Genomic DNA, 23,418 nt, shown 5'->3' on the forward strand with positions numbered 1-23,418 from the left:
GTGGCGCGCCAAGCGCGGTAGTTACATAAAGATGAAGAAGGTAACCGGGAAGACCTTTGACGGGCAGCGCGTGGTCCTCGACGGCAAGTCGTTCGTCGATTGCCACTTCAAGGACACCAATCTGATCATCGAGGGCAATGGGCTCTTCGAGATGCAGAATTGCAAGATCGAAGAAGACTGCCGGCTGGCCGTGGAAGGCCCGGGCCAGGTGCTGCTGCACACGTTGAAGATGATGCTGTACTCGGGCGGCTGGATGTCCCGAGTCGCGGACAACGTGCTCCATGCGGTGAAGCAGCCGCCGAAGACGCGGAAAAAAGCCGCGGGGACTTGAACTATCGATCGGCGCGGATCCGCGCCTCGATCATTTTCGTGACCGCGTACAGGGTCTCCAGGATCGGCGTGTCGACCGCGTGCTTCCGGGCGGCACGCACCGTGTTGCCCAGGATGGCCTCGATCTCCATCGGCCGGCCGTACTTGTAATCCAGCGCCATGCTGGTGTGGTACGGCGGCATGGCCTTGGTGCCGCCGATGAACTGCTCGATCACTTTCGGGTGCATCGGGTACCCAGCGGCCCCGGCGACAGCGCAGACCTCTTCCATCGCCCGCTGAATGAAGGCCGTCGACTCCGGCGTGCCGAGCATGATCGCCGTATCGAGCATGCCGCCGGTGATGGAAATCGGATTGAACGTCGCGTTCCACACCGCCTTCTGCCAGCGCGCCCCGACCACGTTGTCGGTCACTTTGCAGCCGATGCCCGCGCCGTTGAGCAGGGCGGCGATCCGCTCGGCCGCCGGTGACGCACCGTTCGGGTAGCGGCCCAGGTTCAGCTGGCCCATCGTCTGGTGATTCACCATGCCGGGGGCGCTGCGCCCCACGCCGACGATGGCGAGGCCGCTGAGGATTTCGTTCTCGGGAAAAGCCGTGGCGATTTCCGCCTCGATATCCACGCCGTTCTGGATCAGCACGATGACCGTCTTCGGCCCGACGGCCGGGCGGATCAGGGCGGCGCGATCCACGCCTTCCAGCACTTTGGTGGTCAGGATGAGGTAGTCCGGCGGCGCCTTGCACTCGGCCACGCTCTTGAACACGGCGTGTGGATAGAACCGATGATTGCCAAGCAGCGGGCTGGTGATGTCATAGCCTTCCCGCGCGACGATGTCGTAATCCGACCGACAGACCACCGCGACCTGGGCCCCCTGACGGGCCAGCGCCGAGCCGAAGAGAGCACCGACCGCGCCGGCGCCGACGATGAGGATGGATGTCATGGGTTGAGAATAGCCGCTAAGATCCGCAGCCGCGAAATTTACCCCAACTGGCCGCACCGGCCCCGAACTTCACCCACCCATGCCCAACCTGACGACTTTAGGCGCCAACGACCTGCGCGCCGTCCACGAGGACATCCGCCGCCGCTACCAGGCTTTTGCCGAGCGCAAGCTGAAACTGAATCTGACCCGTGGCAAACCGTCGTCGAAACAGCTGGACCTGTGCAACGAGCTGCTGAGCCTGCCCGGCGCCGACTACCTGGCCGGTGGCGTGGACACCCGCAACTACGGCGAGCTGCAGGGCTTGCCCGAGCTGCGCGCGCAGTTGGCGCCGATTTTCGGTGTCAGCCCGGATCGCGTGATTCTCGGCGACAACGCCAGCCTCTCGCTGATGCACGACGCGGTCGTGTATTCGATGCTGAAGGGCACGGTCGACAGCGAGAAGCCGTGGTCGCGCGAATCCCGCGTGGCTTTCATCTGCCCGGTACCGGGCTACGACCGTCACTTTTCCATCTGCGCGCAGTTCGGCATCGAGATGATTCCGGTGCCCATGCTCGCGACCGGTCCGGACATGGACGCGGTCGAGAAGCTGGTGGCCGCCGATCCGCAGATCAAAGGCATGTGGTGCGTGCCGAAATACAGCAACCCGTGCGGCACGGTGTATGCCAACGAAACCGTCGAGCGCCTGGCGAAGATGAAGACCGCCGCGCGCGACTTTCGTTTGTTCTGGGATAACGCCTACGCCGTGCACCACCTCACCGCCGAGCGCGTCGAGATTGCAAACATCGACGAGCTCTGCGCGCGCCATGGCAATCCGAATCGCGCCTTCATCTTCGGCTCGACCTCCAAGATCACGTTCGCCGGCGCCGGCGTCGCATTGTTCGCAGGCTCGAAGGACAACGCTGCCTGGTATCTGAAGAACATGAGCATGCGGACCATCGGCGGCGACAAGGTGAATCAGCTGCGTCACATCCGTTTGTTCAACAGCAACGGCGGTGTGGCCGCGCTGATGGATCGTCATCGCGAAAGCCTCGCGCCCAAATTCGAGCAGGTGCTGAATACCTTCGAGCAAGTGCTCGGCGATTCGGGCGTGGCGAAGTGGACGCGTCCCAAGGGCGGTTATTTCATTTCGCTGGAAGTGCTCGACGGCTGCGCCAAGCGCGTCGTGCAGCTGGCGAAAGAAGCCGGCGTGGAGCTCACGCCTGCCGGCGCGACGCATCCGCTCGGCAAGGATCCGCAGGATCGTTTCATCCGTATCGCGCCGAGCTTCCCGGAGCTGGCGGAAGTGACGGAAGCCGTGCAAGGCGTGGCCGTGTGCGTGCTGCTCGCCGCCACCGAGAAGCTGTTGCAGTCGCATGCCGGCTGATCGCAGCGACGCGGCGCTCGAAACGCTCTTCGTACCATTCAGCGAAGGCCGCCTGCCATGGCCGACAGAAAGTGGGCCTGCAGGCGGCGCGATGTTTCTTCGCGCGCGCGACGGCTGGCCGCTGCACGAGCGGCCGTTGCCCGGGCTGGTTTGTGAGCAAAGCTTCAAGCCCGAAGCGGACGCGTTGTCGCAGGCGGGCTTCGCCGTCAATGTCACGGGCGCGGCCAAGACCTACGAGCTGGTGCTGATATTGCCGCCTCGTCAACGCGATGAGGCGCGTGCGCTGATGGCGCGCGCCGTCGCGATGACCAAGCCTGGCGGTCGCATCGTTGTCAGCCAGAGCAATGACGAAGGCGCTCGCTCGAGCGAAGCGGATCTCACGCAGCTCACCGGCGACGTCGAGTCGATGAGCAAGAATAAATGTCGTGTGTTCTGGACGGCATCGCTCGCGCGGCTCAATGTTTCTTTGATCGCGCATTGGCAGGAGCTCGATGCGCCTCGGTCGATCGCCGACGGTCGTTTCACGAGCCGCCCCGGCATCTTCGCGTGGGATCGCATCGACGTGGCGTCGGCGTTGCTCGCCGAGCATTTGCCATCCAACTTGTCCGGCCGGGCTGCGGATCTCGGCGCGGGGTTCGGCTATTTGTCGGCGGAGTTGTTGACTCGCTGTCCCGGCATTACTGCGCTCGATGCTTACGAGGCGGAGAACCGCGCGTTGGAATTGGCGCGTGTGAATTTGAAGAGTTTCGAAGCGCGCACACCCATCGACTATCGGTGGCATGACGTAGCGGCCGGATTGCCCGATACCTATGACGTCATCGTCACCAATCCGCCATTCCATGCGCAGCGTGCTATCGATCGGCCGGACATCGGCCGTCGTTTCATTGCAGTCGCGGCGGAGTCGCTGCGTCCCGGCGGCAAGCTGTGGCTGGTGGCGAATCGACACTTGCCCTATGAGAACGTGTTGAGCGAAAGCTTCGCCAGCGTGCGCACGGTCGTGCAACAGCACGGCTACAAGATCATCGAAGCGGTGCGCGCCAAGGCCGCCCGCAGGGCCGCGCGATGAAGCTGCTCAAGCTCATCGCCAATCTGGGCTACGGCAGCCGCAAGGAGGTGCTCGCGATCTTTCGCGACGGTCGCATCACCGACGTCGATGGCGACGTGCTGTACTCGGACGACAAGGTCGATCATTCGCGCGTGTTGATCGATGGCGAGCCGCTCGATCCCGCGCCCGGTCTGCTGCTCATGCTGAACAAGCCGGTGGGCTATACCTGCTCGACCAGCGATCCGGGCCAGATCGTTTATGACCTGTTGCCGGAGCGGTTTCGTTCTCGCAATCCCATCGTGGCGACAGTCGGGCGGCTCGATCGCGACACGACCGGTCTGCTGTTGATGACGGACGACGGCAAGTTGCTGCATCAGATCGTCTCGCCCAGATCCAAGCTGCCGAAAATCTATGAAGCGACGCTCGCGCGCGATCTGCGTGGCGACGAGGTAAAGATCTTCGCGAGCGGCAAGTTGATGCTCGAGTCCGAGCGCGAGCCGCTGGCGCCTGCGAAGCTCGAAGTGCTCGGCCCGAGACAGGCGAGGCTCACGCTGACCGAGGGGCGTTACCATCAAGCGCGCCGGATGTTCGCGGCGGTCGGCAATCACGTCGAGAAGCTGCACCGGAGCCAGGTTGGGGGCCTCGACCTGGGCGCTCTGCCCGAGGGCCGATGGCGCCCGCTCGACGCCGCCGATCGCGAACGCCTGTTCGCTGTGACCGCCGACTGACACCGGGCTGACACAGCCGTCAGCCAGCCCGGCGGGCGCTGTCGATTCCTCGTCGATTCTTGCCTGATTCCGCAAAGGTGCCTTGCCCGCGTGGGACAAGGACGCTGAACTATGTTGATAATCCGGCGGTCGAACTAGCCTGATTATCGTCCCGAGATTGCCAACTCATGCTTGAACCTCGGCAGACCGGCTGTGCCGGACGGAGCATTTCAACCAGTGGCAAACTTGCACGATCAGGGAACTCGTTTACTCCTAGCTTCCGCAGGCCGCACTCATGAGCGCCGCCATTCCCATCCCGAATCCCGCCACCGTCGAGCTCCCCAACCTGGACGAGCAGCAAGCCGAGCTGGCCGCCCTGGTGACCCGGTTGACGCCCCAGGAGGGCATTCATCCGTCCGCCATTCCGGCCCTGACGGTGATTCGCGCCAACACGCCCTCGGTGCCGACGCCGTCGGTGTACGAGCCGAGCCTTTGCATCGTCGTGCAAGGGCGCAAGCGCGCGGTGCTCGGCGACGATGTCTATTACTACGATGCGTTGAATTACCTCACCGTGTCAGTCACGTTGCCGGCGATCGGTCATGTCCTCGAGGCGACCTCCGAGAAGCCCTATCTGTGTCTGCGTCTCGAGCTCGACGCCCGCATGATCGGCGAGCTGTTGTTGCAGGTCGGCCGCAGCGCCGTGCCGCCATCGACGGATCGTGGCCTGTATGTCGCACGCACCAGTCCGCAATTGCTCGACGCCGTTCTGCGGCTGACGCGCTTGTTGGAACAGCCGCGGGATGCGGCGATTCTCGCGCCCCTGGTGTTGAGAGAAATTCATTATCGAGTGCTCACGGGCGAGCTGGGGCATCGATTGCGCGAGTTGTGCGTCGTCGACAGCCAGGTGAATCGCGTGGCGCGCGCCATCGATCTGTTGCGCAAGCGATTCACCGAGTCGTTGCGCATCGAAGACCTGGCCGCGGCCGCGCACATGAGCGAATCATCGTTGCATCATCGTTTCAAAGCCGTGACGGCCATGTCGCCGATGCAGTTTCAGAAACACCTGCGCCTGCACGAGGCGCGCCGCCTGATGCTCACCGAGGGGCTGGAGGCCGCCGCGGCCGCGCATCGCGTGGGTTATGAAAGCCCGTCGCAATTCAGTCGCGAGTATCGACGCCTGTTCGGCGCCCCGCCGCGACGGGAAATAGAGACGGTGCGCGGCGGCGGCCTGCAACCGGCCTGAGTTTTCGAAGAGCATCACACTCCCCCGCGGCGGCGGTTTGCGTAGAATGGCGCCGTCCCCCAAGGAGTCCGTGCGGAGCCTTCGATGAGCATGTCATTGCGCGATCAGCTGCTGGCCGCCGGCCTCGGCAGCAAGAAGCAGGCGCGCCAGGCCGAAAATCAGCAAAAGCAGCAGCAACATCAGCAGGCGAAGAATCGCCAGCTGCGTGAAGAGCAGGAAAAGCGGGCTGCCGAGGCGCGCGCCAAAGCGCAGGCCGAGAAAGCTGCGCGCGATGCCGAGCTGAACCGCAAACGCCAGGAAAATCAGGACCGCAAGGAGCGCTGGGCGCAGATCAAGCAGCTCATCGAGCAGCATCGGCTGCCGAAGCCGGAGAGCGAGGAATATTTCAATTTCATCGATCGCGGCAAGGTGCGTCGGATCGTCGCCGACAATGCTTTGCGCGAAAAGCTGATCGCCGGCACGGTCGTCATCGCCCGCTGCGAAGGCAAGTACGATCTCGTGCTTCCGGAAATCGCCGAGCGCATCCGCGAGCGCGATGAGCGCGCCGTCGTGAAACTGAACGCCGAAGAAGGCAAGCCGGCCGAAGACGATCCGTACAAGGACTATGTCGTCCCCGACGATCTGATGTGGTAATTCAGTCGAGCACCTTGCGCGCTCGCTCCTGATAGCGCTGCGCCGACAGGCGCATGTTGTTGTCTTCGACATGGAACGGCGTCTGCGCGATGTACGCGAGTGCTCGCGGGACGCCGAATTGATCGATCAGCGGGCCGATTAACAGAATCCCGCCATAGCGCTGCACGTCCAGATACAGCTGATCGCCTTTATTCCATAACCCGCGGCGGAAGCCCGCGAAGTCTTCCGGCCAGATCATGTCGAGCCGGTTGGCATTGAAGATGGGCGTGCGCACTTCCTTGAGATGTTCGTTGATGCCTTCGACCAGCATCTCGCAGGGCAGGCGTTCGCCCAGATCGCTGGAGTTGCAGTCCTTGTGCGGCCAGGACAGGCCGCGGCGTTTGGCCGCTTCCTGCAGGAACGCGGTCCAGATCAGCTGATCGATGGTCTCCACCACCGGGAATGCATTTCTATATTGCTCGTTCTCGTAGAACGGCCAGTAGTAAGCGGCGGCGCGGATCGGATTGGGCACCTTGGCGCTGAGCAGGCGTCGAGGAAACACCAGCGCGTGGTGGTCGGCGTCGTACGTTTCTTTGCCGTCGCTGTCTTTCAGCTCTTTGCTGCCGACGAATTTCACATCGAGCTCGGTGGGCAGGGTGCCGAGCAAATCGCCAAAGGCGTTGGTGATGGCTTCGGTGCGGTAATTCACCAGCGCTTCGAAGCGCTGCTTGCATTGCTCGCGATTGACGCTCTCGCAGGTGAGACCCAACACAGGAAATAGCAGAGTGATACACGCGAGTCCGAGACGCATCATCATTGCAGCCCCCGTCCAGCGGCACTGGTCAAGTCCCCTTGGCCCTTAGGAACTTGCAGAAACCATGCCGAGGATAAGCAAGCAACGACACGCACGCACGGAAGTTCCATGTGGAAAAAGGCGCGCCAGCGGATCACCGCCGTGACCAGCAAATTAGCAGGCGATGTGGGCTTGGATTAAAGCCGCGGAGGAAATAATTGCCGCGGCGATCGAGGGTAGGATCGACGACGAACGAAAACTCGAATGAGACGTTGTCTCAAAAACCGACAACGATCCCGTAGCCGATGGCGGCGATCAGACACCACTTCAGCAGGTAATAAAGCGGCTTGTGCCATTCCTTGATGCGGATGCCGAGCGCGCGAATTTGATACACGTAAGCGAATATATGATTCAGCACGCCGACGTGCTCGCCCGGCACGTTCTGTGTTGCCGCCGCGCGAATCATGCCGTGGCCGACGGTGCGATTAATCCATCGCAACACGGGGTTAGAGATCGGCCGCTCGATGTCGCAGAAAAGAATCACGCGGGTCGTGTCGGCGCGGTTCTCGGCTTGATGAATGTATGTCTCATCGAACATCACCGCCTCGCCGTCCTTCCAGTAATACTTCTGGCCGTCGACCACGATGTAGCAGTCGGGCGAATTCGGTGTGATCAGGCCGAGGTGATAACGCAACGAGCCCGCGAACGGGTCGCGGTGGGCGCCGAGACGGGAGCCGGGCGGCAGAAGTGTAAACATTGCCGCGTTGATGGAAGGAATTTTCCCCAGCAGCTCGGCCGTCTTCGGACACAACGCCGAGGCCGACGGCAGGAAGTCGCCGTACCACTTCAGGTAAAAGCGCTTCCAGCCGCGCTTGAAGAAGGTGTTGAAGCCGATGTCGTTGTAACCCGAGGCGGCACGGATATGGCCTTCGTCGAACAGCTTCAGTGCCTCTTCGCGGATCATCTGCCACTGCTCGGTGACCTGTTGCAGCTCGGGGAACTCCCGGATGTCGGCATAGGGCTTGGCTTTGACCGCCGAGAACAAATACATCAGCGTGTTGTAAGGCGCGAGCAGGTTGGCGTGATCGGCCACCAGGCGCGAGAACTTGTGGCGAACCCGGCCGCGGAACTGGACGAAGGTGACCGAGGCGAGGAACGTCACCAGGATCAGCATCCGGGGTGACATGAGCGAGTGAAGCATTGCGCGGCGTGAGGAAGTAGGCGGTGTTGGGCGGAGGATACTCACCGAAAGCTTGAGAACAAGCCATTGTGGGGAATTGCAGTATTGACGCTACAGCTCTAATCGCACTCGGGTCCTATACAATTGCGCGTGATGCATTGCAGAGTCTTTGAACTGGAGTCATGAGATGAATGAGCGAGTCCCGAATCGGTTACGCCAGGTCCACCAGTTGGGTCAGAGCATCTGGCTCGACGACATCCGTCGCAGCTGGCTGCGCGACGGGCACCTGGCTCGCCTCATCTCCGAGGACGCACTCGCGGGCGTGACTTCCAATCCCGCCATCTTTGCCAAGGCCATCGGCGAAGGTGCGGAGTACAACGACGCCATCGCTGCTTTGGCCCGCGCCGGTAAAAGCATCAACGACATCTACGAGACGCTGGCGCTCGAAGATGTGCAGGCCGCGGCCGATCTGTTCCGTCAGACATACGATTCGACGGGCGGCGGCGATGGATTCGTGAGCCTGGAAGTCTCGCCGCATCTGGCGGACGACACACAAGGCACGATCGCCGAAGGGCTGCGCCTGTGGAAGGCGTTCAATCGACCCAATGCCATGATCAAGGTGCCCGGCACCGAGGCTGGCCTGCCCGCCATCACCGAGCTGATCGCGGCCGGGATCAACATCAATGTCACTCTCTTGTTCAGCGTCGATCGCTACCGCGCGGTGGTCGATGCGTACCTGGCTGGTTTGGAACAGCGAGTGAAGGCGGGGCAGCCCATCGATAAAGTGGCTTCTGTTGCGAGCTTCTTCCTCAGCCGCATCGACACGTTGATCGACGCCAAGCTCGACACGATGAACACCTACGAATCCAAAGCCCGCCGCGGCCGCGCTGCCATCGCGAGCGCGCGCCTGGCTTATCAGTACTACAAGCAGTGGACCGGGAGCGATCGTTGGCGCGCGCTGGCGGAGAAGGGTGCGAAACCACAACGTTTGTTGTGGGCGTCTACTTCCAGCAAGGATCCGGCGTACAAGGACACGATGTACGTCGAGGCGCTGATCGCGCCGAACACTGTTAATACATTACCGCCCGCGACGGTCGATGCGTTTCGCGATCACGGCGATGCGGGAGTTCGTATCGAGGAGGATCTGGCTGAAGCGAAAGAGACGGTGCAGATCCTTCGCGGCATGGGCATCGAGTTGAAGGCCGTGAGCGAGCAGCTCGAGCGCGAGGGCGTGAAGAAGTTCAAGGAGCCGTTCGACGCGTTGTTTGTGACGTTGGCCAAGCGTGCGGGGAAGTAGGAGCCGGAGCGTCGGTGGCTCGCTCCCGACGCCGCCGAAACGTCACAGCGGCGTCGAGCGTGACTAACCTCCAACCCGGCCGAGGTCAGGCCGACTTAAAGCGAACGCCCAAACAACTGGCACTGTGGCGGCTGGAACCCTTCCGGCGTCGGCGGATCCCGATGAACCTTTAGATATTCGATCAGCGCGAACCGTTGCTCGTCCGTGAACTCGGGGCCGATGACGCCGCTCGGCAGCGGGTTCGCGTTCGGATCCTGCAAATGTTTACTCCACGTCGCGGCATCGGCCGCGAAACCGTGGCCGATGTTTCGATTCCCGGGGATGCTGGTATCCAGCCAGAACCCGTCATCATCGCCTTCCGCGTCCGGGGAAGTCACATAACCGACGTGCACCGGATCGAAGTCGCGGCGGCCGACGAAGAATTTCTGATCTCTCTTCGCAGGCGGCAGCAGCATCTGATACAGCGACGGCACCGAGCCGTTGTGCAGGAATGGCGGCGTGGCCCACACGCCTTGCAGTGGGCGCGGCTTATAGCCAGAAATCTGTTGCGGCAGATCCAGTGCGCCGAAGCCTTCCAAACATTGCTGAGTGGCGTAGTCGATCCCGTAGTCCGCGTAGAACCGGTTCTTGATCAGAATGCCGACCAGATTCAGCGCCAATCCTTCGCTGAGCTTGGTCACATCCAGACCAGCGACCGTCTGCTCGACGTTGGCCGAACCATTGCGCACATCCCACAGCAGATTGAGCGTGTGGCAATCGAGGCCGCAGTCGAGCGGATCGTCCGGCTGCGTGGCCGACAGGACCGGCATCGGCGACAGCAATGTTTCCAACGCCGTGTCGATCGCATCGAAGCTGTCCTGCGGCAAGCTCGGCGTGGCAGTCGCGTCGGGATCCGGATAGCTCTCGAGCAATGCCGGCATTTCACCCAGCGGCAATTGTTGCTCTCCGCGCAGGCGTACGACTTCGCGCAGACGGAAGCGCGCATCGCGTGCCAGCGAGCGAACTAACAACGGACGCAGAGCATCGGCGAGCTGGGCATTCGTCAGGCCAGTCGTCGACAGATTGTAACGACGCTCCATGAAGCCCTTCGCCGCATTGGGATCGGTGCCGATGTGTTCCAGTGGAATCACTTCGATGCGCCATTCCACCTCGGGGAACGGTTTGAGCGGCGCGCTCGCCTGCTGACGGGCAGCATCTGAAACATGCGGGCCGTGGCAGCCGCGGCAGTATTGTTCGAACAGTTTGGAGCCTTGCTCGGCCTTGGCGGTATCGACCGGGCCGAGGATCTGCTCAGGCCAGGTGGGCGGTGCGAGCTGTTGCAGCGTGTGTTCGATACGTTGCAGGCCGGCGATGTCGACGCTGCTGCGGAATCGGTGATCGTTCGGCAGCGGCTCATTCATGGCACTGCGCAGCGGTGCAATCGCACCGACGCCGAGCGCCTCGCCGATGTTTCTTGCCAGCGGCTGCGCCACCGAGCCGTTGTACTGCACCCAATCGAACTTCCAGATGTTCCAAAGATAGGGATAGCTGACCGGCGCGTCGCCGACCTGGTAATTGCCTTTCGCCAGGTGATCGCCGAAGGCCGTATTGCCGATACGTCCCAGCGCGTCGGTGCGGCCGAATCCCTCGTGCACCGGATACAGTTTGCGCAGCGGGTTGTTCTGGCCGCTGCCGAGCATGGCCTTGATGGTCGCCCACAGCGCCGACTTCAATTCCGATTTGGAATCCGGATAGCCGGGGCCGAGCACCCGCTGTGCGAAACGATCGAACTTCCAGGGCTTGACCGCGGTGTCGACCAGAGACGCCAGCAGCACCGGCGCGAAGCTGCCGCGGGTCATGTCGGTGAAGGCGTGCATGGCCTGACCGCCGTCGATGCGCATCGCAATGGTGCGATTGTTCTGGGTGTAGTGGATCTCGCCGGTGTGACAGGCCGCACAAGTGATATCGAGCACGTACTCGCCGATCGCCGGATCGAAGTGCCTGGTGAAGCCGATGGGCAGCTGATCCGGATTGGCCGGGCTCGGCTCTGGATCGACCAGGAACCGGTATTTGCGCATGTGATCCGGGTTCGCGAAGCGCTCGCTGGAGAACGGCAGCTCCAGATGCACGAACCAGTCGTAACGAAGCGCGCCGCCCGAGGCGCCCTGCGGCATCGAGGTGCCCTGGCCGGTGTAGTAGTAGGTCTGGCGCTGCTCGGTGTGCTGGCCCGCGCCCCAGTTCTGATCGAGCCACACGTATTCGTCGACCGGCTCGAGCGCGGGAATGGTGTGGACCGGCCACAGCACGAACCAGAGAAACCCTGCCACCAGTGCTACGCCGGCGATCAGCACCAGCGCGAGCAGCCAACGAACCGGACGCCGCATCGCTTACTCCCTGTTGTGTTTTTGAATTCAAGTCACATCGAGGCGCGGAAGTTACCGACAGGCTCACACAGCGCCCGCAGACGACATCACAATTCCAATATTTCATGACTGAGAAGGTCGCGGCTTTGGTCGCGGTGTCGCATACTTCGCGCCAATTCGTAGAGGCACAGCGGATAGGGAGGAGAGAGTGCCGATGTCGCCGCTTCGTATTGCCGTTTTCGCCGGGCGCCTGATGCTGGCGCTGCTGCTGGGCGTAAGCGTGCAGGCCGCCGCTGCCGGGCCGGGCGCGACCGTGTTCGAGTTGCCCGCCGCCGAGCGCATCCACGTCGAGGAATTCAGCCGTCACATCGACCTGCTCGAAGACGCCAAGGGCGATCTGTCGCTCGACCGGGTGGCCCAGTCGACCTTCAGCCCCGGCAGCCTGGCGGCCGCCAATGTCGGCTTTACCAGCTCGGTCTGGTGGGCTCGGGTCACATTTCGTAACTCGGGCTCGCGCGAGCGTGAGATCTTCATTCGCCAGACCTACCCGCTGATCGACTATCTCGACGTTTACGAGCACACCGGCTCGAACGAGTGGCGCATTCACAAGACCGGCGACCGTCGGCCCTTCGCCGCGCGCGACATCGCTCATCGCGACTTCGTGTTTCCGATTCATGTGCCGTCGCAAGGCGAGCGCGTGGTGTACCTGCGTTATCAATCCCAGGGGCCGATCGACATCAGCCTGTCGTTGTTCAGTTCGCCGGAGCTGTTGGAATCGCTCAGCCGCGAGCAGTTGGCATACGGCATCTACTACGGTTGCGTGATCATGCTGCTGGTGTGGAGCAGCCTGGTGTTCATCGCCGTGCGCGATAAGGCCTTCCTCGCCTACTTCGCGTATGTGGGCACCTTCGGCTTGTACATGTTGATTCACAACGGGCTGGCCTATCAGTACTTGTGGCCGGAGAGTCCGCGCTGGGGCAATACGAGTCTGGTCGCTCTGATCAACATCGCGTTGTTCGCGGGGTTGCAGTTCTCGCGGATGATCTTGCGTGCGAAGGAAGTCACACCGCGGCTGGATCTGGCAGCCCGAGGACTGCAGACGGTTGCAGCCATCCTGCTGCTGGCTTCGCCGTTCGTGCCTTACTCGACCATCATCGCGCCAGTCGCCGGGCTGGTGCTGATCGGCGTGATCTTCATGCTGGTGATGGGCATCGCTGCGATGCTGCTGGGCTCGCGGCCGGCACGCTTCTACGTCATCGCATGGAGCTCGTTCCTGTGCGGCTCGGTGATCTTCCTGTTGAAGACCTTCGGCGTGCTGCCGCACACGTTCTTCACTCAGAACGGCTGGCAGATCGGCTCGCTGCTGGAAATGATCCTGCTGTCGATGACCTTGAGCACGCGCATGAATGAGCTGCAGCACCAGAGCCGGACCGATCCGCTCACGCTGCTCGGCAATCGCCGCCTGTTCGATGACAGGCTGCCGCAGGAGTTCATCATCGCCCGGCAGGAGCAGAAGCCGCTGTCGTTGCTGGTGCTCGATATCGATCACTTCAAGGGTTACAACGACCGGCACGGCCATGCGCGCGGCGACCACGCCATCAAAGCCGTTGCGAATGCCTTGCGTAAGTTCGCCCGCAAGCCCATGGTTGCCTGTCGTTACGGTGGCGAAGAGTTCACGGTGATCCTGCCCGGCATCGATTGCCAGACAGCATCGGCGATGAGCGAGCGGTTACGCCGCACCGTGGAAGAAACATTGAACGGCGAGCTGGCGATCACTATAAGCGTGGGCTATGCGTGCCTGTCGCGCGGCGACTTCGAGAACGCCGACAAATTCTTCGAGGCGGCCGACTCGGCGCTGTACCGGGCCAAGCAGCAAGGACGCAATTGCGTGGTGGCCTTTCACGCTTCGCTCGAACCGGCGCGGGAGCAGGAGCCTCCGGCGCAACGGGCCGCTACTTCCTGAGCCAGTAGATCGCGAGCACCAGAAACAGAATGATCAGCAGCCGCAGGATGATGGGCGGCGTCAGGCGCGCTTTGCGACGCATCGCGCGCCGGTGATAAGTGGCGATCGGCTGATACCGCTCGTTGCGCGCCCAGGCCAGTGCTTCGTCGGCCGCGATGAAATGACCCGGCTCGGTATCGAACAGCACGCCATCGGTCATGGCAGCTAACGTGGCGGCGGCGGCACTCGCGGCGTCGCGGTCCGAAGAGCGACCGCTGAATCGCAGGCTGGCCACAGCGTTGCGCGAGCCGATGGCTTGGGCGCCGGCGTCGCCGATTTCCAGCGTCGGCGTGGTAAACGACTCCAGGTAATACTCGAAGCCGGTGCGGTCGTCGGGGCAGGGCAGATAGCCGCTGAACGAGCCCGGCTCGAACTCGGCATTCAGCTGCACCTCGAAGCCCGCTTCGCGAATCGTGCGCGCCCAGTCGGCGGCGGCCGGCAGGCGGGTGCGATCCAGGAATACGTTGTAGGTGATCACTTGCGTATTATGAAGCCATGATCTCGGGATGGGGGCTCCTGGTCGCTTCGCTGGCCTATGTTTGCGGCCTGTTCTTCATTGCGTGGTGGGGCGACCGGCGGCGGCTCTATCCCGAGCACGCGCGGCTGCGGCCGCTGATCTACAGTCTGGCGCTGGCGGTTTATTGCTCGAGCTGGACGTTCTACGGCGCGGTGGGCAGCGCGGTGCGCGATGGGCTGAGTTATTTGCCCATTTATCTGGGGCCGCTGCTGGTGTTCGTGTTCCTGCTGCCGTTCTTCGAGCGGCTGGTGCGCATGGCGAAGCAGCAGAACGCCACTTCCATTTCCGATCTGCTCGCGGCTCGTTTCGGCCGTTCGTCGCAGATCGCGGTGGCCGTGACCGTTATCGCACTGACGGCCGCCATTCCATACATCGCCCTGCAATTGAAAGCGATCTCGATGAGCATCGAGGTCTTGTCGGCGGGCGCGCCGGCGCAAACCGTGGCCTGGTATCGCGACAGTGCCTTGCTGGTCGCACTGATGCTGGCGTTGTTCTCCAGTCTGTTCGGCGCGCGGCAGGTCGATGCGACCGAGCATCATCCAGGCATGGTGCTGGCAGTGGCCGCTGAATCGCTGGTGAAACTCATCGCCTTGCTGTGTGTGGCGGTGTTCGCGCTGACGCAGCTCGATGGCGTCGAGCCGTTGCTCGAGATGGCGCGGCAGATGCCGGCTGGCGTGGATCATTCCATTTCCTTTCTCACGCAGACGTTGTTGTCGCTGACGGCCATTTTCTGCTTGCCACGGCAATTTCAGGTCGGTGTGGTGGAATGTGCCGAAGTCGGCGATGTGCGCCACGCGCGCTGGTGGTTCTCGACGTATCTGGTGCTGATCAGCCTGGTGGTCGTGCCCATCGCCGCGGCTGCCATCGCTGCGGGCGCACGCAGCGGCTCGATTGCGCCGGACTCGTTCGTATTGTGGCTGCCGCTCAGCGGCGGACATGACTGGCTGGCGTTGCTCGCCTATCTCGGCGGCTTCTCGGCCGCGACCGGCATGGTGATCGTTGCGACCGTCGCGCTTGCGACCATGGTCAGCAACGACCTGGTGCTGCCCGCGATCTGGCGCTGGCGGCCGCCCGCACTGGGTGACCGCAGTCTCGCATCGGGAGGCATTCTCTGGATCCGGCGCGCCGCCATCCTGGTCATCTTGCTGGTCTCGTTCTGTTTCTTTCGAGTCGTGCCGAACGGGTCGAGTCTCGCGTCGATCGGTCTGCTCGCATTCGCGGCGGTGGCCCAATTCGCGCCGGCGGTGGTCAGTGCGGTGTATTGGTCGGGTGCGAGTCGGGTCGGCGTGCTCGCCGGGTTGTGCGGTGGATTCTCGATCTGGATCTACACGCTGCTGCTGCCAACGTTCGCGAGTGCGGACGGCTTGATGCCGTCGTGGATCACGGAAGGTCCGTTCGGCATCGGTGTGCTTGCGCCTCATTCGCTGTTCGGGTTCACCGGACCGGATCCACTGACGCACGGCGTGTTCTGGTCGCTGCTGGTGAATATGATCGCGCTGGTCGGGATGTCGTTGTATTCGCCGCCGGCGATCGGCGAGCGCTTGCAGCTTGCTCCACGCATCGCGGGCGCCGATGCACGCCGGGCAAAGTTGTTGCCAGGGTCGGCGACGATCGCTGACTTGCAGCTGCTCGCCGAGCGCCTGTTGGGATGGAGCGCGGCGCAAGCCTGGTTCGAGCGATACAAACAGGAACATAGCCGCGACTATTCGCCGACGCAGCGCGCCGACGTTGGATTGTTACAAGGCTTGGAACGCGAGCTCGCCGGTGCGCTCGGTGCGGCCTCGGCGCGAATGGTATTGACCAGCGCGCTGCGAGGCGCCGGCCTGCAGTTCAGCGAAGTGGTCACGCTGTTCGATGAGGCTTCGCAGAAGCTGCGCTTCAATCGCGAAATGCTCGAAGCCATGATGGAGAACATGCCGCAGGGGATCAGCGTCGTCGACGCGGAGATGCGACTTGTGGCGTGGAATCGACGCTATGTGGAGTTGCTCGATTATCCGCCGGAGTTGATGCGTGCCGGCCGGCCCATCGCCGATTTGATGCAATATAACGCCGCGCGCGGCTGGTACGGTCCGGGCGATGCAGAGGCGCACGTCGAGAAACGGCTGGCTCACATGCGGGCGGGTTCGCCGCATCTTTCCGAAAGGCGGCGCAGCGATGGTCGCGTGATCGAAGTGCGGGGGCAGCCGCTGCCTGACGGTGGCTATGTCAGCACGTTCAATGACGTCACCACTTACAAGCACGTCGAGGATGAGCTGCGCGAGATCAACGAAACATTGGAACAACGCGTCGTCGAGCGCACCCAACAGCTGGCCGAAGCGACCGCGGTTGCAGAGAAGGCCAACTTGGGCAAGACGCGCTTTCTCGCCGCCGCCAGTCACGATTTGTTACAGCCGTTGAATGCCGCGCGGTTGTTCAATGCGGCGCTTCGGGGTCACGCCGGTCAGCTACAACATCCGCAGGTCGAGCAGTTGGCGGACCGCGTGGAAAATTCGTTGCACGCCGCCGAAGAGCTGCTCGATGGCTTGCTCGACATCTCGCGGCTGGACTCGGGCGCGATCCAGCCGGAGCTCGGTGATTTCTCCGCAGGCGTGTTGTTGGATTCGTTGAAGGAACAATTCGCACCGGTCGCCGCGCAGCGCAACCTGGAGCTGCGAGTGCACTCCACGCGCGTGCGGGTGTACTCCGATCAGCGGATGCTGCGTCGAGTGTTACAAAACTTGATCGGCAACGCCTTGCGTTACACGCGCAGTGGACGCGTAGTCGTCGGCGTCCGTCGCCGGGCCGGCAATCAGGTCGAGTTTCAAGTCATCGACACCGGCCCGGGCATTGCCGCCGAAAGTCAGAGCGTGATTTTCGAAGAGTTTCGCCGGCTCGATCAGCATTCGCCTTGGGGAGAGCGCGGTCTCGGCCTCGGCCTGTCGATCTGCGATCGCATTGCTCATATTCTGCAAACTCGACTCACATTGCGTTCGACCCCAGGCAGGGGCAGTGCTTTCAGCGTGCGGGTGGCGCGTGGCAAGGGCATCGCGCGCGAGTCAGTGACGACACCGGCTCAAGTGCATAGCGTTGCAGGATTGCGGGGCTTGCGCGTGCTGTGCATCGAGGACGATCCAAACATTCTCGACGCCATGCGCGAGTTGTTGACGCGCTGGGGCATCGACGTGGTCTGTGTCGGCACGGCCGTGCAGGCGCGTGAGACATTGCAGGCGAGATCGATCGATCTGCTGCTCGCCGATTACCACCTCGGCGGCGAGCCCATGGGCTTGGATGTGCTGGACGAGCTGGTCCCGAAAGAATCCGTGCGAATGCGCGCCGGTGCGTTGGTCACTGCCGATGGCTCGGCCGCTCTGGCACAACGCGCGAGTGCGCTGGGATTCCAGGTGTTGCGTAAGCCGTTGCGTCCGGCGGCTTTACGAGCGCTGATCGTGGCGCTTACGGCTGATCCAGCGAGAGTCGCTGCGCCAGCAGCACGGCTTGCGTCCGATTGCTGACGCCAAGCTTTTGCATCACCGCGCTCACGTGAGCTTTGACCGTCGCTTCGGACACTTCCAGCTCCGCCGCGATCTGCTTGTTCAACAAGCCTGACGACAGCATCGAGAGCACGCGGAACTGCTGCGGGGTCAGCGTTGCGAGTCGCGAGGTCGCGTCGATTTCCTGTTGATCCAGCGGGGTCGGATCGCTGCCCGTCGTTGCCGAAGCGGGCAGCCAGGTATCGCCACTCAGGACAGCGCGTAAGGCCTCGACGATGACGTCGATGGAGGCGGACTTCGGGACAAATGCCGCCGCGCCGTGGCCCAATGCCCGCTGCATGATGCGTCGATCCTCACGCGCCGAGATCACCACGATGGGCACGGTAGGAAAATTCGCTCGCGCCTGCACCAAGGCATTGAAGCCTTGCGCGCCCGGCATGTTCAGATCCAGCAGCAACAGCTCGGGATCGGGATGGGCATCGAGCGCCGCGAACAATGAGTGCACGGTATCCGCCTCGATGATCTGTGCGCCCGGCACGGCCTGGGCGACGGCGAGCTTGAGTGCATCACGAAACAGGGGATGGTCATCGGCGATCAGAACGGCGCGCTTCATTGCGCGCGCAATACTCCATGCTTGTGTCATTGGCGGCAACTCCATTTGCCTGGCGAGCATGGATCAGGCATCCGCCGAGCGCTGCGGGGCTATTCGACTTTCGTCGAATGGCGCCGGCCCGTGCTTCGACCAAAGATGAATGGCCGGTCCTCGAGCCGTGCGCGCATGCTCGCGCCGACTCGTCATCAGGGGACGGACCATGATCAAGCTAAGGAAGGTTGTGATCGTGTCGGCCATGGCCATGGGCATGGCAGGCTCGCCGCTGGCAACATGGGCCGCGGAGGCCGGGGCGGACGAACAGCAGCGCAAGCTGGAAGCGCGAGTCGAAGAACTGGAGCGACAACTGCGCGAGCTAACTCAAAAGACGTCGGGGGCACCCGCGACGACGGCCACGGTCGACACGCCCACTGTCCAGGCCAAGCCCATCACGCCGAATGCCATTGCCGGGACCCGCTTTCTCTACAGCGGCTTCGTCAAGCTCGATGCTCTGTGGTCCGACTATGAGGATGGCGAGATTGCCGACGGCAGCATCGGCCGCGATTTCTATCTACCATCGACCATCCCGGTCGGCGGCCTGGGCGAGGGTGTGGATTTCGATTCTCACATCAAACAGTCGCGTTTCATCTTCGGCACCGACACGGACCTGGCCGGCGGCGGACTGTTGTCGTCGCGACTGGAAGTGGACCTGTACGGCTCGGCGCTCGGCGATGAGCGGGCCACGAACACCTACGGCGTGCAGGTCCGGCACGCATACATTCAATACGGCCGGTGGCTGGTGGGCCAGACGTGGAGCAACTTCATGGATGCGACCACGTTGCCGGAGACGGCGGACTTCATCGGCCCGACCGACGGCACGGTCTTCGTGCGCGAGCCGATGGTTCGATACACGCTCGGCAACTGGTCGTTCTCGGCGGAGAATCCCGAGACCACCATTACTCCGTTCGGCGGCGGCACGCGCATCGCTTCGGATGACAACAATATTCCCGATCTCACGGCGGCCTACACTTGGAAGCTCGGCCATGGAACGCTGCGTGCGGCGGCGCTGGTGCGTCAGTTGAAATATGAAACGACCGGCGTCGGCGCCGTGAACGACTCGACCCAGGGCGCGGCCTTGTCGCTGGCCGGCAAGATCAACTTCGGCAAGCACGATCTGCGCTTTGCCATCACCGGCGGCGACGGGCTCGGCCGCTACGTCGGCGTCAATTTTGCAAACGATGCCGTGTTGACGGCGGCGGGAGAATTGGAAACGATCTCGGGCTGGGCGGCATTCGCCGCCTGGCGCCAGGTCTGGAACGATCGGCTGCGCAGCACCTTGATGTTGTCGGCGTCGGATTACGACAACGATGCGCGGCTGACCGGCGGCAACGCCAACAAGTCGAGCTGGTCCTGGGCCTTCAATACTTTTTATTCGCCGCTGGCGAAGCTCGATCTCGGTGTCGAGCTGCGCATCGCCGAGCGGGAGATCGAGAGCGGGGCGAGCGGTTCGATGCGCCGCCTGCACGCAGTCGCCCGCTATTCATTCTAGAAAGTATTCATTCTGAAACGCTAAGTTCGGGCAGGGGAGAATCATGGCCACCACACCACAGACGCTGTCGCACTCAACTGCGGGAGGCATCGACGGATCGCACCGGCGCGTGATTTTTGCGTCCTCGCTCGGCACCGTGTTCGAATGGTACGACTTCTATCTGTATGGCTCGTTGTCGGCCATCATTTCCAAGCAGTTCTTCTCCGGCGTCAATGAAACCACCGGTTTCATTTTCGCGCTGCTGGCGTTCGCCGCGGGCTTCTTCGTGCGGCCGTTCGGCGCGCTGGTGTTCGGCCGGCTCGGCGACCTGATCGGTCGCAAGCACACCTTTCTCATCACCATCGTGATCATGGGCGCGTCGACCGCCATCGTCGGCATGTTGCCCAGTTATGCGGCCATCGGGGTCGCGGCGCCGATCGTTCTGATCGGCTTGCGCTTGTTACAAGGCCTCGCGCTCGGTGGCGAGTATGGCGGTGCGGCCACGTACGTCGCCGAGCATGCGCCCGACGGCAAGCGCGGCTTGTACACGAGCTGGATCCAAACCACGGCGACCCTGGGTTTGTTTCTATCGCTGCTGGTCATTCTGATCTGTCGCGTCACGCTCGGCGATCAGTTCGAGGTGTGGGGCTGGCGCATTCCGTTCCTGATCTCGATCGTGCTGCTCGGCATCTCGGTGTACATCCGGCTGCAGCTGCAGGAGTCGCCGGCGTTCCTGGAGATCAAGAACGAGGGCAAGCTGTCGACCGCGCCGCTCACCGAAGCGTTCGGCAATTGGAAGAACCTGAAGATCGTGCTGCTGGCGCTGTTCGGCGCAACGGCGGGCCAGGCGGTGGTCTGGTACGGCGGCCAGTTCTACGCGCTGTTCTTCCTGGAGAAGATCCTGCAGGTCGATGCCAAGGCCGCGAATCTCATCATCGCTGCCGCCTTGGTGATCGGCACGCCGTTCTTCGTGGTGTTCGGCGCGTTGTCGGATCGCATCGGTCGCAAGTCCATCATCATGGCGGGTTGTGTCCTCGCGGCCGTCACTTATTTCCCGGTGTTCAAGGGGCTGACGCACTTCGCCAACCCGGCGCTGGAGCGTGCGGTTGCGACTGCTCCGGTGACGGTGATCGCCGACCCCGCGGATTGTTCGTTCCAGTTCGATCCGGTCGGCAAGAAGGCGTTCACACAGTCGTGCGACGTGGTCAAGTCGTCGCTCGCGAAGGCGGGCGTGCCGTACGACAACGAGGCGGCGCCCGCCGGATCGGTGGCCCGCGTGCGCATCGGCAATGGCGACGGGGCGGTGCTGCTCGACTCCTTCCCCGGCAACACGCTGGGCAAAGCTGAATTCAAGACCGCCAACGACAGCTTCAGTGCGCAGCTGAAGGGTGCGCTGACGCAGGCGGGCTATCCGGCCAAGGCCAACATGGCCGAAGTGAATTACCCGATGGTGATCGCGCTATGCACGTACCTGGTCATCCTGGTGACCATGGTGTACGGGCCGATCGCGGCCTGGCTGGTGGAGCTGTTCCCGACCCGCATCCGCTACACCTCCATGTCGCTGCCTTATCACATCGGCAATGGCTGGTTCGGCGGCTTCCTGCCGGTCACCTCGTTCGCCATCGTGGCGGCCACCGGCAACATCTATAACGGCCTGTGGTACCCCATCGTGGTGGCGGTGATGACGGCGATTATCGGCACGCTGTTCCTGAGGGAGACCAAGGATCGGGGCTTGTGAGACAATAGCTGCACATACATCCCGTATTCAGTTTGATCGGGTAGCATCGCGCGTTCCTCGAGAGCGCGCGATGCGCCTGTTTTTGGGAGAGAAAGTGCACTATCTACCCGGTGCCCGCCGCGTAGCAGGCTGGTTGTTGTTCGGATTGCTGGCCGGCTGTGGCGGCGGCGGTGGGGGCGATGACGCCGCCCCGGTCCAAATCTCCACTGATGCGATTACCTTCAGCGCGGCCGGCCCGAGTGCCGACGTGCCTGCCGCGCAGACCTTTACGGCGACTTTCGGCGATGACGTCGTGCAGTTGTCCGTGATCCACAGCGGCGATGCCATCGCCTCGACCAGTTCGGTCCTGAACGGCCGCTCCGCGCAGATCACCGTCGTGCCGGCAAGCCCGACTTCCGTCGGCCCGGGCGCGTTCGTCGGTGCGGTGGCGGTGACGGGCTACACGTGCGCCGACTCGACCTGCAGCCGGATGGCCGCGGGCAGCACGGCCACGCTTCCCGTCAGCTATCAGGTATCGCCGGTGCTGCTGAGCGTCGCGCCCTATGTGGAGACTGCGGGAGTCAGCGACACGGTCATCGTTCGCGGCCAGGGTTTGCGGGCGTTCAATATCAGCGGCGTGAGGTTCGGCGATACGGCTGCAACCACCTTCACCGTGAACACTGCCGGCACCGAGCTGAGCGCCACGCATCCGGCACTGGCCGCGGGCTCGTACGTCATTCATCTCGATTCGACCAACCACACCGGCGAGATTCCCTCGAACGTTACGCTGAAAGTGGTCGACCCGGTCGCATACGCCGCGACGACACTGGATCATCTGCCGTCGACCACCGCCGTGCGCTCGCTGGTCTATGACTTCGAACGGCAGGCGTTGATCACCGTGAGCGACGCTGCGGGTGGCTCCATCGCTCGTTATCAGTATGCGAACGGCGCCTGGAGCGCGCCAACTCAAGCGGCGAGCAGCTTCCTCGATGCCGCGCTGTCTGCCGACGGCACTCAGTTGTTTGCTATCAGTCAAACCAATCTCGCGGCACTCGACGCGGTGGCGCTGACATGGGGCAACAGTGTCGCGGCGCCCTCGTTGGCGACCAATTCGTTCCTGAAGAACATCGTTGTGGGCTACGACAATCGTGCGCTGATCACAACCAGTCTCACCACCAGCGGCTCGACGCAGGGCTATATCTACGATCCGCCCACCGGCGTCATCGGGCTGAACGGCACCGGGCTCAACAATGCGACGCCCACCATGTCCTCGAGCGGCGCCGCCGCCGTCGTGAGCCAGGGCGATGCCACGTTGACCAGCGATGTGCCGGTTTATGTCTACGCGGCCGCGGGAAACGCGCTGAGCGCGAGTGCGGTGTCGTTGCGACAAAACGCGGTGGCGCCGGCGGTGAATCGCTCGATCACCCGCGTCGTGCTGAACGGCACGAAGGTTTACGACGGCAGTTTCGCATTGCTCGGCACGCTGCCGGACACCACGGCCGCGGTTGTTTTCAAATCCGATGGCACGCGTGCGTACGCGTATGACACCGCGGCCGCCGGTATCCTCGTCTATGACACCAGTGTCGATCGCGATGAAGCAGCCTACGCCGCGCTGGGTGCGGCCACGCCGCTCGCGGCCGATCCAGGCGCGGGTGTCCGGATGATCATCACGCCCGATAACGGCACCTTGTTCGTTGCTGGTGCCGCGCGCATCCTCGTGCAGCCCACGCCGGCCCTGTGAGCACCTT

General features: G+C 63.0%; 18 protein-coding genes. 12 read left to right on the forward strand and 6 right to left on the reverse strand.

Going from position 1 to position 23,418, the window contains the following annotated elements; genetic code table 11:
• The first annotated feature begins 31 nt into the window (after positions 1-31).
• Positions 32-331 carry a hypothetical protein gene (locus tag GYH35_RS14870; protein ID WP_161810701.1) on the forward strand — a complete coding sequence of 100 codons (300 nt, stop codon included), beginning with the start codon at positions 32-34 and terminating at the stop codon, positions 329-331.
• A gap of 1 nt (position 332) precedes the next feature.
• On the opposite strand, the gene GYH35_RS14875 is transcribed toward GYH35_RS14870, so the two are convergent.
• Complete coding sequence (locus GYH35_RS14875) at positions 333-1,265, reverse strand: ketopantoate reductase family protein (RefSeq protein WP_161828871.1); 933 nt, start codon at positions 1,263-1,265, stop codon at positions 333-335.
• Between the two features lie 79 nt (positions 1,266-1,344).
• Here GYH35_RS14875 and GYH35_RS14880 point away from each other — a divergent pair, with 79 nt between their 5' ends.
• The 5 genes from GYH35_RS14880 to GYH35_RS14900 all read left to right on the forward strand — a co-directional run bounded on the left by GYH35_RS14880 (position 1,345) and on the right by GYH35_RS14900 (position 6,256).
• Positions 1,345-2,628, forward strand: coding sequence for an aminotransferase class I/II-fold pyridoxal phosphate-dependent enzyme (locus GYH35_RS14880; RefSeq protein ID WP_161828872.1), 1,284 nt, complete (start codon positions 1,345-1,347; stop codon positions 2,626-2,628).
• Positions 2,618-3,694, forward strand: coding sequence for a class I SAM-dependent methyltransferase (locus GYH35_RS14885; protein WP_161828873.1), 1,077 nt, complete (start codon positions 2,618-2,620; stop codon positions 3,692-3,694). Before GYH35_RS14880 ends, GYH35_RS14885 begins: the two co-directional genes overlap by 11 nt.
• Positions 3,691-4,401, forward strand: a complete 711-nt coding sequence (locus tag GYH35_RS14890; protein ID WP_161828874.1) for a pseudouridine synthase — start codon at positions 3,691-3,693, stop codon at positions 4,399-4,401. Before GYH35_RS14885 ends, GYH35_RS14890 begins: the two co-directional genes overlap by 4 nt.
• Before the next feature lie 274 nt (positions 4,402-4,675).
• Positions 4,676-5,623, forward strand: coding sequence for an AraC family transcriptional regulator (locus GYH35_RS14895; protein WP_161810706.1), 948 nt, complete (start codon positions 4,676-4,678; stop codon positions 5,621-5,623).
• An 84-nt stretch (positions 5,624-5,707) separates the two neighbouring features.
• Entirely contained in the window at positions 5,708-6,256 is a 549-nt protein-coding gene (locus GYH35_RS14900) for a DUF2058 domain-containing protein (RefSeq protein ID WP_161828875.1), read from the forward strand.
• Position 6,257: 1 nt separating this feature from the next.
• Here the strand turns inward: GYH35_RS14900 and GYH35_RS14905 are convergent, their stop codons facing one another.
• Entirely contained in the window at positions 6,258-7,052 is a 795-nt protein-coding gene (locus GYH35_RS14905; protein WP_161810708.1) for a hypothetical protein, read from the reverse strand.
• Positions 7,053-7,305: 253 nt separating this feature from the next.
• Entirely contained in the window at positions 7,306-8,229 is a 924-nt protein-coding gene (locus GYH35_RS14910; RefSeq protein WP_161810709.1) for an aspartyl/asparaginyl beta-hydroxylase domain-containing protein, read from the reverse strand.
• A 166-nt stretch (positions 8,230-8,395) separates the two neighbouring features.
• On the opposite strand from GYH35_RS14910, the gene tal reads away from it, so the two are divergent.
• Positions 8,396-9,505, forward strand: coding sequence for a transaldolase (tal, locus tag GYH35_RS14915; RefSeq protein WP_161828876.1), 1,110 nt, complete (start codon positions 8,396-8,398; stop codon positions 9,503-9,505).
• 95 nt (positions 9,506-9,600) lie between these two features.
• Here tal and GYH35_RS14920 read toward each other — a convergent pair whose 3' ends face one another.
• The gene (locus GYH35_RS14920; RefSeq protein ID WP_161828877.1) at positions 9,601-11,868 is read right to left on the reverse strand and encodes a di-heme-cytochrome C peroxidase; all 2,268 of its coding nucleotides are present in this window, start codon (positions 11,866-11,868) and stop codon (positions 9,601-9,603) included.
• A gap of 193 nt (positions 11,869-12,061) precedes the next feature.
• Here GYH35_RS14920 and GYH35_RS14925 point away from each other — a divergent pair, with 193 nt between their 5' ends.
• Positions 12,062-13,810, forward strand: coding sequence for a diguanylate cyclase (locus GYH35_RS14925; protein ID WP_161828878.1), 1,749 nt, complete (start codon positions 12,062-12,064; stop codon positions 13,808-13,810).
• On the opposite strand, the gene GYH35_RS14930 is transcribed toward GYH35_RS14925, so the two are convergent.
• Positions 13,800-14,327, reverse strand: a complete 528-nt coding sequence (locus GYH35_RS14930; protein WP_161828879.1) for a hypothetical protein — start codon at positions 14,325-14,327, stop codon at positions 13,800-13,802. The genes GYH35_RS14925 and GYH35_RS14930 overlap by 11 nt on opposite strands.
• A 17-nt stretch (positions 14,328-14,344) precedes the next feature.
• Between GYH35_RS14930 and GYH35_RS14935 the strand changes: the two genes are divergently transcribed.
• Entirely contained in the window at positions 14,345-17,857 is a 3,513-nt protein-coding gene (locus GYH35_RS14935; protein WP_161828880.1) for a hybrid sensor histidine kinase/response regulator, read from the forward strand.
• On the opposite strand, the gene GYH35_RS14940 is transcribed toward GYH35_RS14935, so the two are convergent.
• Complete coding sequence (locus GYH35_RS14940) at positions 17,799-18,449, reverse strand: LuxR C-terminal-related transcriptional regulator (protein WP_161828881.1); 651 nt, start codon at positions 18,447-18,449, stop codon at positions 17,799-17,801. The genes GYH35_RS14935 and GYH35_RS14940 overlap by 59 nt on opposite strands.
• A gap of 199 nt (positions 18,450-18,648) precedes the next feature.
• Between GYH35_RS14940 and GYH35_RS14945 the strand changes: the two genes are divergently transcribed.
• The 3 genes from GYH35_RS14945 to GYH35_RS14955 all read left to right on the forward strand — a co-directional run bounded on the left by GYH35_RS14945 (position 18,649) and on the right by GYH35_RS14955 (position 23,411).
• Positions 18,649-19,974 (forward strand): DcaP family trimeric outer membrane transporter, encoded by a 1,326-nt coding sequence (locus tag GYH35_RS14945; RefSeq protein WP_161810716.1) that lies wholly within the window; start codon positions 18,649-18,651, stop codon positions 19,972-19,974.
• A 43-nt stretch (positions 19,975-20,017) separates the two neighbouring features.
• The gene (locus GYH35_RS14950) at positions 20,018-21,691 is read left to right on the forward strand and encodes an MFS transporter (protein ID WP_161828882.1); all 1,674 of its coding nucleotides are present in this window, start codon (positions 20,018-20,020) and stop codon (positions 21,689-21,691) included.
• Positions 21,692-21,761: 70 nt separating this feature from the next.
• On the forward strand, positions 21,762-23,411 hold the full coding sequence (locus GYH35_RS14955) for a hypothetical protein (RefSeq protein ID WP_161828883.1): 1,650 nt from the start codon (positions 21,762-21,764) through the stop codon (positions 23,409-23,411).
• Positions 23,412-23,418 lie beyond the last annotated feature (7 nt).

The sequence above is a fragment of the Steroidobacter agaridevorans genome (assembly GCF_009932555.1).
GTDB classification, from domain to species: domain Bacteria; phylum Pseudomonadota; class Gammaproteobacteria; order Steroidobacterales; family Steroidobacteraceae; genus Steroidobacter; species Steroidobacter agaridevorans.

Coding starts and splice junctions, on each gene's coding strand:
- GYH35_RS14870 (WP_161810701.1), top strand. CDS start 32: ATGAAGAAGGTAACCGGGAAGACCTTTGACGGGCAGCGCGTGGTCCTC.
- GYH35_RS14875 (WP_161828871.1), bottom strand. CDS start 1,265: ATGACATCCATCCTCATCGTCGGCGCCGGCGCGGTCGGTGCTCTCTTC.
- GYH35_RS14880 (WP_161828872.1), top strand. CDS start 1,345: ATGCCCAACCTGACGACTTTAGGCGCCAACGACCTGCGCGCCGTCCAC.
- GYH35_RS14885 (WP_161828873.1), top strand. CDS start 2,618: ATGCCGGCTGATCGCAGCGACGCGGCGCTCGAAACGCTCTTCGTACCA.
- GYH35_RS14890 (WP_161828874.1), top strand. CDS start 3,691: ATGAAGCTGCTCAAGCTCATCGCCAATCTGGGCTACGGCAGCCGCAAG.
- GYH35_RS14895 (WP_161810706.1), top strand. CDS start 4,676: ATGAGCGCCGCCATTCCCATCCCGAATCCCGCCACCGTCGAGCTCCCC.
- GYH35_RS14900 (WP_161828875.1), top strand. CDS start 5,708: ATGAGCATGTCATTGCGCGATCAGCTGCTGGCCGCCGGCCTCGGCAGC.
- GYH35_RS14905 (WP_161810708.1), bottom strand. CDS start 7,052: ATGATGATGCGTCTCGGACTCGCGTGTATCACTCTGCTATTTCCTGTG.
- GYH35_RS14910 (WP_161810709.1), bottom strand. CDS start 8,229: ATGCTTCACTCGCTCATGTCACCCCGGATGCTGATCCTGGTGACGTTC.
- tal (WP_161828876.1), top strand. CDS start 8,396: ATGAATGAGCGAGTCCCGAATCGGTTACGCCAGGTCCACCAGTTGGGT.
- GYH35_RS14920 (WP_161828877.1), bottom strand. CDS start 11,868: ATGCGGCGTCCGGTTCGTTGGCTGCTCGCGCTGGTGCTGATCGCCGGC.
- GYH35_RS14925 (WP_161828878.1), top strand. CDS start 12,062: ATGTCGCCGCTTCGTATTGCCGTTTTCGCCGGGCGCCTGATGCTGGCG.
- GYH35_RS14935 (WP_161828880.1), top strand. CDS start 14,345: ATGATCTCGGGATGGGGGCTCCTGGTCGCTTCGCTGGCCTATGTTTGC.
- GYH35_RS14940 (WP_161828881.1), bottom strand. CDS start 18,449: ATGAAGCGCGCCGTTCTGATCGCCGATGACCATCCCCTGTTTCGTGAT.
- GYH35_RS14945 (WP_161810716.1), top strand. CDS start 18,649: ATGATCAAGCTAAGGAAGGTTGTGATCGTGTCGGCCATGGCCATGGGC.
- GYH35_RS14950 (WP_161828882.1), top strand. CDS start 20,018: ATGGCCACCACACCACAGACGCTGTCGCACTCAACTGCGGGAGGCATC.
- GYH35_RS14955 (WP_161828883.1), top strand. CDS start 21,762: ATGCGCCTGTTTTTGGGAGAGAAAGTGCACTATCTACCCGGTGCCCGC.